Source organism: Candidatus Berkiella cookevillensis, from assembly GCF_001431315.2.
Taxonomy (GTDB): Bacteria; Pseudomonadota; Gammaproteobacteria; order Berkiellales; family Berkiellaceae; genus Berkiella_A; species Berkiella_A cookevillensis.
In genome coordinates this window covers 1174812-1192091 of sequence record NZ_LKHV02000001.1, presented here as the reverse complement: position 1 = coordinate 1192091, position 17280 = coordinate 1174812, and the positions used below count along the sequence as shown (strand labels likewise).

Annotated in this window: 12 protein-coding genes; 2 read left to right on the top strand and 10 right to left on the bottom strand. The window is 37.6% G+C overall.

The window, feature by feature from the left end:
• Positions 1-269: 269 nt before the first annotated feature.
• The 6 genes from CC99x_RS05075 to CC99x_RS05050 all read right to left on the bottom strand — a co-directional run bounded on the left by CC99x_RS05075 (position 270) and on the right by CC99x_RS05050 (position 9194).
• Positions 270-4922, bottom strand: a complete 4653-nt coding sequence (locus CC99x_RS05075; RefSeq protein ID WP_057623035.1) for a protein kinase domain-containing protein — start codon at positions 4920-4922, stop codon at positions 270-272.
• Positions 4923-4952: 30 nt separating this feature from the next.
• Positions 4953-6401, bottom strand: coding sequence for a Do family serine endopeptidase (locus tag CC99x_RS05070; protein ID WP_057623037.1), 1449 nt, complete (start codon positions 6399-6401; stop codon positions 4953-4955).
• A gap of 206 nt (positions 6402-6607) precedes the next feature.
• Positions 6608-6940, bottom strand: a complete 333-nt coding sequence (locus CC99x_RS05065; RefSeq protein WP_057623039.1) for a hypothetical protein — start codon at positions 6938-6940, stop codon at positions 6608-6610.
• 5 nt (positions 6941-6945) lie between these two features.
• Positions 6946-7548 (bottom strand): RNA polymerase sigma factor RpoE, encoded by a 603-nt coding sequence (rpoE, locus tag CC99x_RS05060; protein WP_375338902.1) that lies wholly within the window; start codon positions 7546-7548, stop codon positions 6946-6948.
• Between the two features lie 534 nt (positions 7549-8082).
• Complete coding sequence (locus CC99x_RS05055) at positions 8083-8346, bottom strand: FAD assembly factor SdhE (RefSeq protein WP_057623044.1); 264 nt, start codon at positions 8344-8346, stop codon at positions 8083-8085.
• A gap of 242 nt (positions 8347-8588) precedes the next feature.
• Positions 8589-9194, bottom strand: a complete 606-nt coding sequence (locus tag CC99x_RS05050; RefSeq protein ID WP_057623046.1) for a DUF924 family protein — start codon at positions 9192-9194, stop codon at positions 8589-8591.
• Between the two features lie 84 nt (positions 9195-9278).
• Between CC99x_RS05050 and ygfZ the strand changes: the two genes are divergently transcribed.
• On the top strand, positions 9279-10346 hold the full coding sequence (gene ygfZ / locus CC99x_RS05045) for a CAF17-like 4Fe-4S cluster assembly/insertion protein YgfZ (protein WP_057623048.1): 1068 nt from the start codon (positions 9279-9281) through the stop codon (positions 10344-10346).
• 95 nt (positions 10347-10441) lie between these two features.
• On the top strand, positions 10442-11281 hold the full coding sequence (locus CC99x_RS05040) for an HDOD domain-containing protein (protein WP_057623050.1): 840 nt from the start codon (positions 10442-10444) through the stop codon (positions 11279-11281).
• Positions 11282-11366: 85 nt separating this feature from the next.
• On the opposite strand, the gene lysS is transcribed toward CC99x_RS05040, so the two are convergent.
• The 4 genes from lysS to CC99x_RS05020 all read right to left on the bottom strand — a co-directional run bounded on the left by lysS (position 11367) and on the right by CC99x_RS05020 (position 17161).
• Positions 11367-12902 carry a lysine--tRNA ligase gene (gene lysS / locus CC99x_RS05035; protein ID WP_057623052.1) on the bottom strand — a complete coding sequence of 512 codons (1536 nt, stop codon included), beginning with the start codon at positions 12900-12902 and terminating at the stop codon, positions 11367-11369.
• A 1-nt stretch (position 12903) separates the two neighbouring features.
• A protein-coding gene (gene prfB / locus CC99x_RS05030; protein WP_102134499.1) for a peptide chain release factor 2 occupies positions 12904-14002 on the bottom strand; the annotation gives its coding sequence in 2 pieces (ribosomal slippage) (positions 12904-13929 and positions 13931-14002; 1098 coding nt in all).
• 343 nt (positions 14003-14345) lie between these two features.
• On the bottom strand, positions 14346-16118 hold the full coding sequence (locus CC99x_RS05025) for a single-stranded-DNA-specific exonuclease RecJ (protein WP_057623054.1): 1773 nt from the start codon (positions 16116-16118) through the stop codon (positions 14346-14348).
• A 29-nt stretch (positions 16119-16147) separates the two neighbouring features.
• A complete protein-coding gene (locus CC99x_RS05020; protein ID WP_141651865.1) occupies positions 16148-17161 on the bottom strand; it encodes a hypothetical protein in 1014 nt (337 codons plus the stop codon).
• Between the last annotated feature and the right edge of the window lie 119 nt (positions 17162-17280).

The window sequence follows — 17280 nt, the reverse complement described above, 5'->3', positions numbered from 1 at the left end:
TCGATGGTAATAATCTCGCCTCGCACCACGATCTAACATGGGACTCATCATCCACCTGAACCGCACGAATAAAGATCGTCGTTGCGAGCAAAAGACGCAGGAAAAAAATGAAATAGGAAATAAACCATAACGTCTTTTGCGCGGCAATCCATCTTGAAGTCTTTCTTACAGTGCTTTTAAGGATTTCAAGATGGACTGCTTCGTCGTGAACGCCTCGCAGTGACGAGCCTAGAATTAAGCGCAAAAAATGTTGACATTTAAGACAACTACTACATGCTTTGCCGCTTGGTTTTATCAGCCACAGCAGCGCTTTCCAATAATCTCTGAAGACTCTCTGCATCAAGCTGCTTACCAGCCACTTCAACAGAGCTAATTTGTTCTTTGTTAATGCCTTTACTGATGAGTTGTTGCAGCACCTCAATGGCTTTCCCTTCAGTGCGTACTGCCAAATCATAAGTTAAGTCAAAATCCTTGGCAACGCTTTCTTGATAGGCTTGTACACAATTGAGCATATCTCCCACACCCTTACCATTTGCTTCAAATTTAACATCTTCATTTTGCATTTGAATATGGCATTTTTGGGCTGGCTCATGCTTCGAAATAATATCTATCGTTTTGCTGTCAGGATGCTGTATCTTCCAATCACTTACTGGATGGAGCTGATAAATTTTTTCGACAAAGGCCTCGGGGAATTCTGATTTAGGCGCATTTTGAGAGAATACTTTCTGCACCTTTGCCTCATCACTACTTGATAGCACTGAAGTTTCCGTTTTCTGAGATTTAGATGCTGGTTTAGAAGAGGCAGATATTTTAATCTCAGGTGTTACATCATCAGAAAATTGCTCATCTACTTTCACTTCAGGTTTTGGTCTTGAGTGCACTGTAAAAATAACCTCAGCATCTTTTATTTTAGGCGCTGAAGAAAAAGCGGAAAAATGTAATGGCGGATTTTTTCTAGGCTCATCGTTCAATGATGTTATTAGTGCAGAATCACTCTGAGGTCTTGCTTTTCTTGTTTGTTTAGCACTCGAAAGATCAGGCATTGATTTGCGTTTAGAGGGCACACTATCTTCTAGCTCTTTTCTAGGCGCTTTTTTCTTTTCTTCTTCCATCTGTGTCATATTCTGTGCAAAAGCTACGTGTTCATCATCCGCCAAATCAAGACCTGAATCAGGTATTGGTTTTTTTTCAGATTTAGCCCCTATACTACCTTGTGTTGGTAGAGAAAATTCAGGCATTCCCTCTTCAAGCTCATCAAGACCTTCATTAGGTATTGGTTTATGTTCAAGCTTGGGTGATGAACGTCGCATTTCAAAAAGTGTTTCAAGGCCACTATCGTCATCACTTTGCAACTCATTTGTTTCATCTAAGCTTGCAGACTGTTCTTCCCTCTCATCCTCCATTTGAGATAAAACTTCAAGTTTTCGGTATATTGACATTGTTTCAAGGCTATCTACTAGATCTGAATCTAGAGCCAAAAGCTTTGCATCAATATTTTTTTCATCTTCTAAACTTTCAATAAGTTCTTCTAACATTTCATTAATCTGAGTAGCTGTAAATTTTATTTTTAAAAACTGTGAAATAATATATCGTTCCTCATCTTCAGTTTGCATTTCATCTTCTGGTATCTCTAAAGCCACTCTTCCAATTTCTAACCAACGTTCTTCATCAAGCGTATCTTTCATGAACTCCCAAAACTCATTACCAGAAGTGATAAGTTGCTCATTGAAGAGATTATCTACTAATTTTTGTACAGACTCGTCTTTATCTGAAGAGATTGGATTTCGAATCCTATCTATCAAATCTTTTTCATGGAGTGCAACAACACCTAAGAGCATTTTATTTTGCTCTTCTGGATAAAATCCTTCTTTTGCTTTCTGAATGATCTCATTCCATTGCTGTTGAATCCGAGCAGCTGTATCTTTCTGCAAAAATGCAAAAACTTCTTCTTGCTGAGCTTCATTCAAATTCTTTTCTTTTATTTCCTGCAATACCCCTGCATCATTTCTAACCAAATTACGTGCCCAGTCACGAATAAACAATGTTATTTTACTCTTATATTTCTCTGTAGCTACTGCATCCCTATCAAATTGAGCTTCATTCTCCTCAAAAGGCACATCCTCTTGTTCTTCTGAGATTGCTTCTGCATCTAAATCTGCGTCTATAGATGTAGGCTCTATCTCAACAGTTTTTACGGTAGATAATCTTTCTTCTAAGATCTGTATTGCATTTGCAATACTTGGACGTTTTGCAGGATCTGCTTGTAAAAGAGGTTGATAAACATCTTCACTTAAAGCTAAGTCATCTTTTAACATGACACCCAACGCATAGACATCGCTGGCAAAAGAATATTTGCCGTCTGGTTCTGTATAGCCAATCACTTCTCCGTTTCCATCACGCCGCTCTGTAGCAATTTCTGGTGCAATATAACCTGGAGTTCCTCTGACGGCAGGATCTATGATAAAATCAACACCTTGTGGCAGTACTTTGGAAAGTCCGTAATCTGTGGCACTCACTGTAATCATTTCACCTTCAACATTTATAATGAAATTTTCAGGTTTAATATCAGCATGAATAACACCCTTATCATGCACTGATTGAACAGATTGCATTGCTTTTATTGCTATTTCCAGACGGACAGCTTCAGAAATAGGCTGTGGAAAGAAAGGCTTATAATCTGTAAAAAGCGAAGGATCTATATCTTTAGTAAAAAGATCAGAGTTTAGCTCTTTGTAAAGCTCTTGCCCCGGCAGAAATTGCTTTGCTGTATAGAATTTTTTATCTGCATGCCTTCCACTTGTTTGGAAAGTTCTACCATATTCTCTCTCTCCTCTACCAATCAGTTCACCGACAATACGCATAATATTATGTTCAGCGTCTTTTTCGGTACTATCACCATCACCCTGTATCTTAACAGCAAAGATATGGTTTGATTCATCTTTGATAAGCTTTACTTTACCAAAAGCACCTTGCCCAACATAAGGCCCTGTGTGCACGGCAAAGAGATGTCCTTCTATATTTAAAAAAGAATGCGACAAATTATTCTCATATTTATCACATTTTACACTCGTTGGGTTATCGTAAAAATATTGCTTTGCTTTAGCCCATGCTTCTTGACTTACTTGAATTTCTTCAAAAGAAGTTTCAGATTCTTTTGCTTTTTTACGTGATTCTGGTTTGTAATAATCTGCAATATCTTTTACCAAATCTTCTAAACGTCTAAAATCTTCACCACTCCATAATTGATTTCTTTGCTCAAACACTTGCTTAAAAAATTGAGCAGAATCTTCCATATCCCAACCATCTGGTGGATTTATCGTATTGATAAGCTCTAATGCTTCAGTGATATACCCATCATCCAAATACACTTCATGATAAATTTCTAGTGCTTTTTGCAAGAGATTAAGTTGCAAGCCCAAATTTTGATACTGAATAATGGTGCTTTGATTTGCCTTTAAATAATCTTCAATAAGGATTTCATCTATTGCATCTGATCCACCTAAAAATCCATTCAACATTTCAACTGGATTATATGCAGAATCATTGTTCAGCATTGTTATAGAGCGCAAAGCAGGTTTAATAAAATTATAAAGTTCTTCTTTGGTTTCAGGTGTTAGCTCTGGGTCTGCATCTGAAATAAACACATCTTCTTCAGAATAAGCTGGTTCTTCACCCCATTGTTCCATTATTATTCTTAATTTTTCACGCTCAGGAAGATCTGGGTCAATTTGATCGAATAACGCATTAATTCTAGCTTGTCCTTCCTCCGACATTTCATTCCAACCATTTAAGAGTTGTTCAAAATCAAAACCTTCCTCCTCAGCAAGCAGCGCCTCTTCAAAAGCTCCATCTTCTATATTTGTTGCCACATATTTTGGATCTTCTGGGTGCTCTTGAAGCTCATCTTCTGTTGCCTCTCGCTCTTCGAACTGCGCACTTAAGTCATAGTAGGCATTGTCTTTTAAGAAAGACTGTACATTTTTTTGATGATGAGAGAGAAACTGCTCAGCATAACGCTTCGCTTCATCGACAGTAATGAGTTCTTCTGACAAACCTTTTAGAATTGCATCTTGAATTTGCTGTACAGACGTCAAATATGTATTAACAGATTGGACAATACCTGTTCTGATTGTATTATTAAATTGACTGGCATAAAATTTTTCATTCCCTTTCATGCTGGTTCGAGACAAATCTACTTCCGCATCGGGAATATCACCTCTTTTAATCTGTGTGACTTCAGATTTCTCCGGAATTTCTCCAGATTGAATGTCTCTTAAAAAGCTATCCATTTGCTGTTTGCAGTCTTGAACCCTTGCAAAACATGCTTGTATAATTTCTTCTCTATTCTTTACTTTATTATCAACATCGAAGCTAATAGACAATTTTCTAATGCTTTCTGCATAGTTATTTAATTTTCTATTTTCACTGACAAAATCTTCTCTATCCACTGACAAATCTTGTATTTTTTTCAGTAAGGCAGTGCGCTCTGCTTTCTTATTTGTAGCAGAGACATCTTCTTCTCGTTCAACATTCCCTTCTCGTTTTTTAAGACGCTGCATTTGCGCTTGTAATGCATCTGCACCAATAGCAGTTCTATCTATAATAGTCTTTTGTTCTTTAGGCGTTTCTTGCAATTTTCGATCTTGTACATTTTTAAGTTTTTTACCTCGCCTCACTTCTTCTAGAAGTGTCAATGGCTCCCTTTCTGTGGCAAGTTTCACTTTAACATTTGCTTTAGTGCCTTTTTTATCGCCCTTTAATCTCTCGTGAAGAAAGGCATTGTCTCTTTCAACTTCTACAATGGGTGGTATATTAAGATCAATGGCTGGGCGAGTATTTTCTTTGTCTGTAGATTGACTGCCAATACCCATTCCTTTGGCTATTTTTTTTAACACACCACTTTTCTTCTTTTTTTTAGCCATTTTTGTACCCTCAACTTAGCATTTTGTTATTTATCTACGCTTAACCGGAATAAACCTCTGAATTTCTCCTGGGCGTGTCACTAACACTGGAATAATTTTTGCGTCTGACTTTATCAATAGATTATAAAATCTATCGGTATCCTCAACATTTTGATGATTCAAGCTAAGAATCACATCTCCACTGCGAATACCTGCTTCAGCCCATTCTTGATCAGTAACTCTCACAACAATCACACCTTTCTGATTCATTTCTAAACTTCTTTTTTCATAATCTTCTAGATTTCTTACCAGTATTCCTTGGCTTATACTCTTCTTTAAATCTTGTTGTGGTATTATCATTTCAGAGTAATTTGCTTGAATGACCTGTTGCTGATAAGTTTTAATCTTTAAAGACAACTGCATTTCTTTACTATTGCGAATCACAATCATATCGACCGATGTATCAATAGGGATAAGCCCAACCATCGGTGGAAGATCTGTTGCCTTTTTTACTTCATTGCCATTAAACTTGATAATGACATCTCCTAATTTAAGACCTGCAATTTCAGCAGGGCTGCCTGTAATAACCTTTGATATCAACGCTCCCTGCACCTTCTTAATGCCAAAAGATGTAGCTAAATCACGATTTAAGTCTTGAAAAGCAAGCCCCATCCATCCTCTTGCAACCGTACCTGTTGTTTTTAGCTGCTCAATGACTGATCGAATAACCTGGCTTGGTACAGCAAAAGATAATCCTGCATAGCCACCTGATTCACTGATAATTTGAGAATTAATACCAACCAGTTCACCCTTTAGATTGAATAACCCCCCTCCAGAGTTCCCGGGATTTATCGCAACATCTGTCTGAATAAAAGGCACATACCGCTCTGCCCCTAAGCTTCGTCCAGTCGCGCTGATAATTCCAGCAGTCACCGTGTGTTCAAACCCATAGGGAGATCCAATGGCTAAGACCCATTGCCCAACTTTAATGTTTTCTTCAGGGGCATAAACTAAAGGCGTTAAATCATCTGCTTCTATTTTAATAAGTGCCAAATCAGTACCAGTGTCTTTGCCAATTATTTTTGCTACATATTCTCTACTGTCATGTAAGCGAACATAAATTTCATCGGTACCTTCTACAACGTGCAAATTCGTAATAATGTAACCATCTTTAGAAACAACGCTACCTGATCCTAAACCAGGTGTCTTGCCTGATAGTTTTTCATCTAATTGGCTGCCAAACATCTCTCTTAATACGCCCATTAAAGGCGTATTTTCAATATCATCACGCAACTCATCAGGGATTAATTTTGTGCCTTCTCTTTTGATGGTAATAATATTCACAACAGAATCACCGACTTGATCAACCACCGTTGTAAAATCAGGTAAAGTATTGTTATCAGCAAAAGATCGAGAATGGGCACCAAACAGAAAAATAATGAAAGTAAGCATGACGGAATGGATGAATACGCGTGGAAAATACGGAATTGCTTTTAGCATATACCACTCCTAACTACTTGTGGTATTTCATGCTCTCGCATTGGTTTAGGGATAGTTTAGATTTGCTTTAAACAGTCCCTAATTCATTATGCTTTGAGCATAAATTTCTAAGGAATAAATCATTGTACCATTTGTTAGTTAACAACCAAAAGACAATAAATCCACAGGAAAGGAGAAAATATAGGTGCGGACACACGTATTCTAAGTCAGGATGTGCCCGACTTTTTCTCTGTATAATTCTCGGATGATGGGTTTTTATTAATAATGATTTCTGTTTGCTGTTGATGTTTGGAAATGGTGATATCTGACGCAAGCCAATCGACGCTACTACCCTCTTTAAGCACAGAAGAAATGAGCAACTGTGCTCGCCAATAACTCCTGAGTACATCGTTGGTTTTTAATTTTTCTATGATGATCCTTGCCTCTGCAATGGACAATTCATCATCAATCAATTGTAATATTTTTTGCTTATCTTGCAATAAAATATCTTCAGGTTCACCATTTTCCGTTAATAAATGATTACTATCCTGTTTATCCATGATCCCTATCCCTCTCTTAAATATGGTTTCACCTTCTTCTCAATGGCTTCACGTGCTCGAAATATCCTGGAACGCACGGTGCCAATTGGGCATGTCATGATCGTTGCAATTTCTTCGTAGCTTAAGCCCTCTAACTCCCTTAACATAATAGCGGTTCTTAGTTCTTTCGGAAGCTTTTGAATAACATCAAAGATAACCGCTCTAATTTCATTATCCTGAAGCACATTCTCAGGTGCTGTATAATCTCTGAAGTTAGCTTTCGTTAAAGTCTGTTCCAAATCTAATAATTCAACATCCGTTTCAATAATTTTTCTTGAGACATTCATTACATGATTTTTTGCGGTATTAATCGCTATTCTATATAACCATGTATAAAACGCGCTATCACCTCTGAACTTCCCAATTGCACGATAAGCTTTGATGAAAGACTCTTGTGCAATATCCATTGCTTCAACGGGATCTCTTACATAACGATTTACTAACTTGATGATTTTAAATTGATAGCGTTCAACCAATAAATCAAACGCCTGCCTATCCCCATTTTGAGCAGATTCTATCAGCTCTTTTTCTAGGGTGTCTCGATTTCTCATTAAGGAATACTGCCCCATAATTTTCACACTTATATTTGGCTAATTGTTACGTTGTAGAACTGGGCAGCCAACCATGGCAATCATCTCAAACTCTTGTAAATGCACGCTTCATGTACACTAAAACGTACCAAGATACCTTTTATATCGGTTGCCTCAAGAATTTATTAAGACAACTGATACAATAATAACTGATAAATTTCTAATGGCATACTGTCTTTTGGAACAAAAATTATAAAAGGCTGGCTGCGAGTAGGTACACGCAAATATAGAATGCTAAACCATCGACACCTAAAACTAGGTTTACTCTCGAAAGTTAGATAGTGGCTGTGATTACAAAGTTCAATGCGCCATTCACGTGCTGTAAAAGCTTGAAGCGCGATAATGCTCTGTGGGTGACAAAGAAAAACGTATTTTTTAAAAAGATAATAAAAATAAAACCCCCATATTGGCACTAATAACAGGCTGGCTTTATATTCTTGTACAAGAATATAAAAACAAAGTAATGTGGCCAATGCTAAAGCAAACAGGTATAAAAATAACAGTTTAGAAGGCTTAAGCAGAAATCTGTGATTTTTTGAAAATTCTGATTTTTTCGAGGATAAGATCATAATTTGAATGAGAAGGACTCTCTGTCTGCATTAACCAAGCAAAAAGTTCTGCATCGCTTTCAACCAATAATTTTTCAAAAATGATTTTCTCTTCTGGACATAAGCTATCATAACAATGCTCAAAAAAAGGTACGAGAAAAAGATCGCATTCCAACATTCCTCTTCTACATGCCCAACGAATTTTTTCTCTTTCTTTGTTTATAGTCATAGATTAATCATCATAATTGAAATGAGTAGTTGAGTTTTTAATAGAATTCTCGATGAGCGCAGCGAATCAATCTTCTCTCTTTAGTAAAGAGAGAAGGCGCAGAGCGCAAGAGAGATTTAGCTGCACGACCTTAAGTCTCTCAGCATAAATCCCCCTTGCGCACTTATCAGTGCGCGTCCCCCTTCAAAAAGTGGGATTTTCGATTCGCTTCGCTCATATTAAAAATTATTGAAGCAACCATTTTAACAAAAATTATTCGGCAATCCTAAAAAAACTAATTCTTCTTGGGTAGACTCTCTCTCAAGTATTTCGTTTCTCGCTGGAAACCTACCAAAGTTTTGGATAATAACATAACTGTCTGATGCTCTCCTATTTGATTTTTCCAAATAAGACATGCACCTATCATTATTCTCTTTTGCTTCCGCAATTAATTTCTGTAATAAAACAAGACTCAGACGTTGATGCGTGAGTTCTTCGGAATCAATATAAGGGGCATAAAAAAAGACTTTTTCTATGATATCAAGTTCTTTATCTAATTTTCGATCTCGACCTCTATCCGTTGCTTTAATGGCAAGGCCGTCAAATTGATAAGCAGTTGGAGAACCTCGATGCATCCGCTTAGGAAACTGATGCATCAAAATAATAAAAGCCAAACAGCTCTTAGGCTGTCTGAGCCAACTGTTTAATTTACCTTTCACTGCTAAATAATGCAGTCCTTCAAACTTGTGTTTTATAAATGAATCATACTCTGTACACTCTTCATCCCATAAAGCACGCGACATAGGAGAAGCTGAAGTATCCTCTTCTATAAACCAGAAATCTAAAATCTGTTTGATCATTTCAAGCATAGTTATTTAAAAAACTTATTGCTGTTTTAGCTATTACTTTATATTATGATTTTTCTATATACTTTAACTAGTTGTTTTTAGTTCATGCAAATATTTTGGTCCAATTATTTAGAAAAAAAAGTTAATAAACTGAATTTAAATCATGATTCAGCGCACAATATTGCTCTGTGCAGCCAAGAACAAAGTTATGCATTGGTCACAGAACAAACGGTTCTAATGCCACTTCCTTCGCTCGCTTTTATTCAAGTCAAAGGACAAGATGCGCAAAAATTTCTACAAGGCCAATTTACCTGTCAATTCAAAGAGGGTGAAACGATTCAAATGCGCTTAGGTGCGCATTGTTCTGAGAAAGGTAAAATTCAAAATTTCTTTAGAATTTTTAATTGTTACTGGGAAGATGAACCCTGCTATTTATTAATATTACAACTAAATACTTTATCAGACACATTAACACGATTAAAAAAATATGCTTTATTTTCAAAAGTCGTTATTAGTGATAAGACCAAAGATCTTGCTGCGTTTACACTTTATGGAGACAATGCAAGCATCTGGCTAGAAAATACTTATCTCTCTCAAGCACTCAACATAAATGATTATACAACACTGGATAAAGAACACAGCCTATTGGCGCGCATAAGAGGCGATAAGCCTAGATATTTATTTATTGCTCATTTAGACACCATTCCTACATTATGGGAAAAATGCAACACGCAATTTACCGCCATTAATTCAGAATTCTGGAACTTGCTTGAGATCAGAGCAGGAATACCCATGATCTTCTCTGAAACAGCCGATCTATTTTTTCCACATTATCTGAATCTGCCTACATTAAATGCGGTAAGTTTTGAAAAAGGATGCTATCTAGGGCAAGAAGTGATTGCGAGAATGCAATATCGAGGAAAAGTGAATAAACACTTACATCGAGCACTTATTTCAAACAGCACTTTCAGCCCACAACCCAACGACGAGATCCTCTATTGTGAAAATGAACAATCACATGCAGTAGGACATGTCATTGTTGCATCGCCAACGGCAGCAGGTAGTTATGAAATGCTTATTTTACTCAAAGATGATCATCAAAATTTTGAAAATTTATTTCTCAAATTAGTCGATGGACCTAAACTGCATCATCTAAACTTAACGTACACCTAAAAACAAGCAAACTACTTAGCCTATAAACAAAGGAGACAGCCTGGGTAGTTGCAAATAATAAAGAATATTAATTTGAAGCAAAAGGAAGTTACATCATGGTGGCAGTAAAAACACAGGCTCTGTACAACGAAATACTGGAAGCAATAGAGTCTAATAAATTACCCATACCTTCTCAGCCAGAAATTGCCACAGAACTACAGGAAGTAGTCAATGATCCAGGTGTTACCGTTGAAGATCTCTGCAAAATTATTAAAAAAGATCCCGGCCTTACCGCGCGTATTTTAAGACTGGCAAATAGCCCACTGGTTAGAGGTAGAGTACCCATACAAGGACTGGATAATGCAATCGCACGTATGGGTGTCGGCTTCGTTGGGAATTTAGCCATTGGTTTAGCTTTGGAACAAATGTTCAAAACTTCAAATAAACTCATTGCCCAAAGAATGATTGCAGCATGGGAACATTGTTCTTACGTGGCTTGTATTTGCAGCGCACTTGCGCTACAAAATGCTAAATTACCCGTTGATCAAGCAATGTTAGCGGGGTTATTACATGAAATCGGCATATTATCTATTTTATCCTTTGCAGAAAAACATCCTGAAATCTTAGCGGATGAGCAAACCTTAGATAAAATTATTGAAACACATTCTGCCAAACTCAGCCAAGCCATTATGACAGCTTGGCAATTTGCGCCAGAGCTTAGATCCATCCCTGTTGAACTCTACGACTATTATCTTAAAAAAGATAAAGCTGATTTAGCAGATACTTTATTGGTAGCAAAAATTTATGCACTTGATGATACTACTCACCCTTTGACTAAATTAAATAGGGCAGAATTACCTGCTTTTAAGCGTTTAGGCTTAGATCCTAAAAAATCATTGGATCATTATTCAGAGTTAAAAGAGGCTGTCGATTTAGCGCGAAAGCTTTTGGGTTAAATAGGCAAATCACAAGATATGTAGAATTTTCGGGACGACCGTTGTGTCGTCCCGCATTTTAATAACCCTTCAAGAACTTCAAAGTTTAAGCCTGCGGCCTCATTTGAGGAAACAAAATAACATCCCGTATTGAATCCGTATCAGTAAATAACATCACCAATCTATCAATACCAATCCCTTCACCTGCGGTGGGTGGTAAACCAAACTCCAAAGCAGTTACATAATCCTCATCATAATGCATTGCTTCTTCATCACCTGCTTCTAAACGCTTTACTTGTTCTCTAAAACGCTCTGCTTGATCTTCTGGATCATTTAATTCAGAAAAACCATTAGCAATCTCTCTTCCGCCGACAAAAAATTCAAAACGATCGCAAATCGTTGGATCTAAATCATTCTTGCGTGCTAAAGGAGAAACTTCCGTTGGATAAGCCGTAATAAAAGTTGGAGCAATTAGCTTTGTTTCAACTGTTTTTTCAAAGATTTCAATTTGTACTTTACCAATACCATAATCTTTTTCAAGATGAGCGCCTAATTTTTCTGCATAGTTCCAAAGCTCAGCATAATTATCAATGTGCTCTCTTTTAAAATCTGGATTATATTTTAAAATAGCTTCTTTAACCGTCAATCGCTCAAATGGCTTGGTTAAATCAAAAATATTATTTTGGTAATGAAGTTCAGACTTTCCTAATACCGTTTCAGCCAAATAGCGGATCATTTGCTCAGTGAAATTCATCATATCATGATAGTCTGCATAGGCTTGATAAAATTCAATCATCGTAAATTCTGGATTATGCCTTGTCGATAATCCTTCATTACGAAAGTTACGATTGATTTCATAAACACGCTCAAAACCACCAACAACTAATCTCTTTAAAAATAACTCTGGTGCAATTCTTAAAAATAAAGTCATATCCAATGCATTATGATGCGTTTTAAAAGGCTTAGCAGCAGCCCCTCCTGCAATGGAGTGCATCATTGGGGTTTCAACTTCAATAAAACGATGTTCATTTAAAAAATTTCGTATGCCTTGGATCAGTTGAGTACGCATACGGAATCGTTGCTGAGTTTGTGCATTGGTCATCAAATCTAAATAACGTTGGCGATAACACGATTCAATATCAACAAGCCCATGATATTTGTCTGGCAAAGGTCTTAATGATTTTGAAAGTAAATGTGCTTGACTGGCTTTAATAGAAAGCTCTCCAGTCTTTGTTTTAAAAACAGTACCTACCACCCCCACAATATCGCCTAAGTCCCAATGCTTAAAGGCATCATACACATTTTCTGGCAAATCGCTTTGTTTTAAATATACTTGAATCTGTCCAGTCATATCTTGCAAATGAATGAAACTTGCTTTGCCCATCAGTCGCTTGGTCATCATGCGACCTGCTAGGTGAACTTGTTTATTTTCCTGCTCTAACACATCATGCTCTAAAGACCCAAAAGCATCTATCAAATCCTTTGCATAGGCATCTCGTTTAAAATCATTGGGATAAGCATTGCCTTGTTCTCTCAAGGCTTTTAATTTATTGCGTCGCTCAATCATTTGCTCATTCAGAGAAATTTGTGGCTCATTTGCATCTTGATTGCTGTGATCTTTCGCTTGATTTGATTCGGTCATTTTATATCCCACTTTTTAAACTGGCTGAAATAAACATATCCAATAAGTTACCATCCAACATACCTTGAATATTGGTGGTTTCCACGTGTGTTCTTAAATCTTTAATACGAGAATCATCTAAGACATAAGAGCGAATTTGACTCCCCCAACCGATCGAAGATTTGCTGTCTTCGATAGCTTGTTGCTCTTGGTTGCGCTCTCGCATTTTTAACTCATACAATTTAGATTTTAATTGGCTTAAGGCTTGCGCTTTATTTTTGTGTTGAGATCGATCGCTTTGGCATTGTACAACGATGTTGGTCGGTACATGAGTTATACGCACTGCAGAATCTGTTCTGTTTACATGCTGCCCACCCGCCCCACTGGCACGATAGGTATCAATTCGCAAATCTGCAGGATTGAGATCAATCTCAATATCATCATCAAGATGTGGTGATATAAATACTGCCGCAAAAGAAGTATGGCGACGATTTCCTGAATCAAAGGGTGATTTACGCACCAAACGATGCACTCCAGACTCTGTTCTTAACCAACCATAAGCATAATCACCTTCTACTTTTACCGTAGCACTCTTAATACCGGCCACTTCCCCAGCAGAGCATTCTAGTAGGGTCAGCTTAAAACCTTTGCGCTCTCCCCAACGTAGATACATTCTAAGCAGCATTTCTGCCCAGTCTTGTGCTTCTGTTCCACCGCTACCCGCCTGAAAATCAATGTAACAATCATTAGGATCCATTTCTTTGGAAAACATCCTCTGAAATTCTAGCTTGTGCACAGCTTCTTCTAATTTTTCTGCTTCCTCGCACAGCTCATGAAAAGTATCTTCATCCTCATCTTCAATAGCAATCGCCAACAGCTCTTTTAACTCTCTTAAGCCATTGCGAATAAAATCCACATTTTCAATTATTTTCTCAAGCTGTACGCGTTCCTTATTAAAAGCCTGCGCTTTATCAGGATCATTCCAGATATCAGAAGAGCCTAACATACGCGTAATTTCTTCTAATCGATCGCACTTTTGATCATAGTCAAAGATACCCCCTGAGCTTTTCCAAGCGCTGGCTTAAATCTTTGATTTTGGTTTGAAGGGGTTGTGTCTCCACGGAAACCTCATTATTTTTTTCGTTGCGTCATTTTAAAGCAAGTTGAAGTGCCTCGCTATATTTTGACGCGCTTTAAGGCTCGCTTAGAGGCATAAAGTTAATAAATTATGAGTTTGTTTTTTAACTTTACAATAATAAGGCGTGTATATAAAAATACATGACTTTTGCGAGATGGCGAAGGCAGCCCCCTCTAATTATAGTCACAGCACATGATTTTTACCCGCAAGGGGCACAATGTCGGGTAGGCGTCAAGCCTCGAGCAACCTTCGTTCCCATATTAGTACATGAGGATTGCGAGAGAGCGAAGACAACACCCCCGAAAACGCATGTGCGAAGACTATACTTATATTTTTTGGCAATAATTAATCATGCAGACAAGACGCTTGTTGCCTCTAAATACCTCAACTTTGGGTACATAAACCACTTGAACCTCATCCCCAATGGCAATTGGAGAGATATCCTCTGCGCTGTCACGACAGAAAAACCAGACACCATTGACCCACACATCTTCTATTGAAAGACCAAGGCGTGCATGATTCTTTTTTTCACCCATAAATTGTAAAGTGGTAACGATGGCTTGTGCTTCAAATTGTGGAGGCTCAAACTCTCGACCAAAAGGTTCTAGTTGATTCATTAAGCCTTCAATAAAATCACAACTTAAAAATTGGCTGTCCAGCGCACCATCTGTCCATAAAACAGGGCCTAACTGGGCATGAGATAAAGTAGCGCCTACAGCCTCTTCAAAATGAGCAGAAAAAATTTCAAAACCTGATTTATAAATGGTGAGTCCAGCTGCCCCTTCATGCCCACCAAATTTTTCAATAATATCTGGACATCGCTCTTTAACCGCTTGTAATGCTTCTCTCAAATGTAAACCAGGCACAGAACGCGCCGATCCGGTTAAGAGATCTGGATTTTCTGCTTTAGGACAGAAAATAATCGTAGGTCTACCAAAAGCGTCTTTAATGCGACTCGCTGAAATCCCATGCACACCTGCATGCCCTTCGTTCAGGAGAATACTTAAGCTAGATTTCCCTTTCGAATATTGCAAAAGGGCCTGTTCTAATCCAAGCTGAGTAATACGTTCTTGAATCTCTTTACGTGATGCATTTTGAATTTGTAGATGTTCTATCCATTTTTTTGCTTCTACAATATCTTCGGCAAGCAAAAAGCTGACAGAACCAAAGGCACAGGATAATCTGCCATCACTATTTAATAAGGGGCCAATTTTAAAACCCAAATCCTCTGAGCGCAAAGGAGCAGATAAGAGCGGCAATACAGCTTTCCAACATGCTCTTTTGGCTTGTTGTATCAACTGCATTCCACGCATCACCACAATTCGATTATTTTTACTTTTTGCAATACTCACACAGTCCGCAATAGTTCCAACCGCCACAAAATCTAAGAGTTCACCCAATTTGGGTATATGTGGAAGAACTTTATGCTCTATTAATGCTTGTCGTAAGGCAGCCATAAACAACCAGGCCACCATACAGCCTGCAACAAATCTATCTGGATACTGGCAATCAGGCCGTGTTGGATTTAAAACAGCAACTGCGCTTTTAGGAATACCATCTACCGGAATCTCATGGTGATCGGTCACAATTACATCAATACCATTCTCTTTGAGTCGTGCAATAGAGACTTCATCTGAGGAACCATTGTCTGCCGTAATGATCAAACTTGGCTTAGGGCTATCTTCTAAAATTCTATCTACCAATGCTTTTGATAAACCATAACCTTCTTTTAAACGATGTCCAATATAAGAACGTATTTTCTCTTTTGGATAAGAGAAATAGTTGATAAAAGCTTCATAAATAACTGCATGACTGGTTTGACCATCACAATCATGATCGGTTTCAATACCAATTACTTCATTGCGCTGAAAAGCTAAGATAACCCGATCGATTGCTTTTTTGAGATCTGCTAATCCATTGGGTGCATCCAGATCTTTAAGCGACATAGAAAGTAATTTCGATGGTGAATAATTATCATCAAAAGGTCGAGAAGCAAGTATCTGGGCAATGACAGGATGTAATCCTGACTCAGTTGCTAAGAGGTTTCGCTGTGTATCTACTTCTCTTTTTTTTATTGTTGGAATAGGAAGATTTAGCATCAAATAACCTTGCTTTTAATTTACAGCTTCTACACTTCGCAAAAAGTTTCTAAGCTTCGAATACGTCGCCAAAAATATTTTAATTGATGCCGTGTCAGTGTATAAGATTTATTTCGGCCAACATTAAAATTAATTTCAGATAATTTTTTATTTGCTAATGCATGATAAAAGGCAGAAAAATAATTGTCTTCATATATTTTTAACAATTGTTGCCAGAGGGTGACATCTCCTTCACGCAGTGCATAGAGAAACCTTGTATCTACAACCAATACATTTTGATATTTGCTTTGAAATATCGTTTGAGGCTCTTCTTCCAATGAAGCAAATGTTGTTTGAGCGCATTTAGCCAACCCTCCCATAAAGCTTTCATTGCTCACAATGAGGTCAAACTCAGAAGTAAGATTTTTAGGTAAGCAACCAAATCCCCATAACCATAGCCCTTCTACAGTGGCAAGTGATTCTTCAACACGCTTTTGATTAAAGGGCGCATTTTTTAATAGCATCTGTAGTTCAGTCATTAAACGTTGCATCTGGGCCGCATCTGGCCCTGAAGGTAGACGCATGTGCAACGATTTCCCCAACACCTCCCACAAAGGGTTGGTTATTATATCGAATTTTTCACTAAGTCGAACAACTGCATTTTGTTCATCTTGTAGTGCGAATAATTGGTGCTGTGGCTCGATATAAGGTCTAATCAGTGTTTGAATCTGCTCATGCTCAGAGGGATCTAAAGCTCGATTTAAAACGGATTTTAAAAAAACTGTATGTGCATCTGCTTGAAAATGCACATAATCTGCGCAACAAAAGTGTGCATCCCGCTCATTTTCTTGCAAGATATTTCTGTAATGAGCAATGAATGCCGCAACAGGTAAATTGTCTTCTGTAATGGAAAAGAGCTGCTTCAAGGTAGCTTCTAATGAATAGACAGGCTCTTCATTCACTGAAGCTCTGGATAATAAGGTAGATAAATAAGTGTGTGGCTCATTCAACATCCACTTCGTGTCTGGAATGAGACCCGGTGCCACTAAAGTAATTTTTTTCATGTTAATTAAATATTCTTTCAAAGAAATAGTGCAATTGTACTCTCTTTCTGAAGGTTTCCAACTGAATTTCAACTTATTGTCAATAATATCGCTTTGCAGCACATAACTTATGTAGCTCT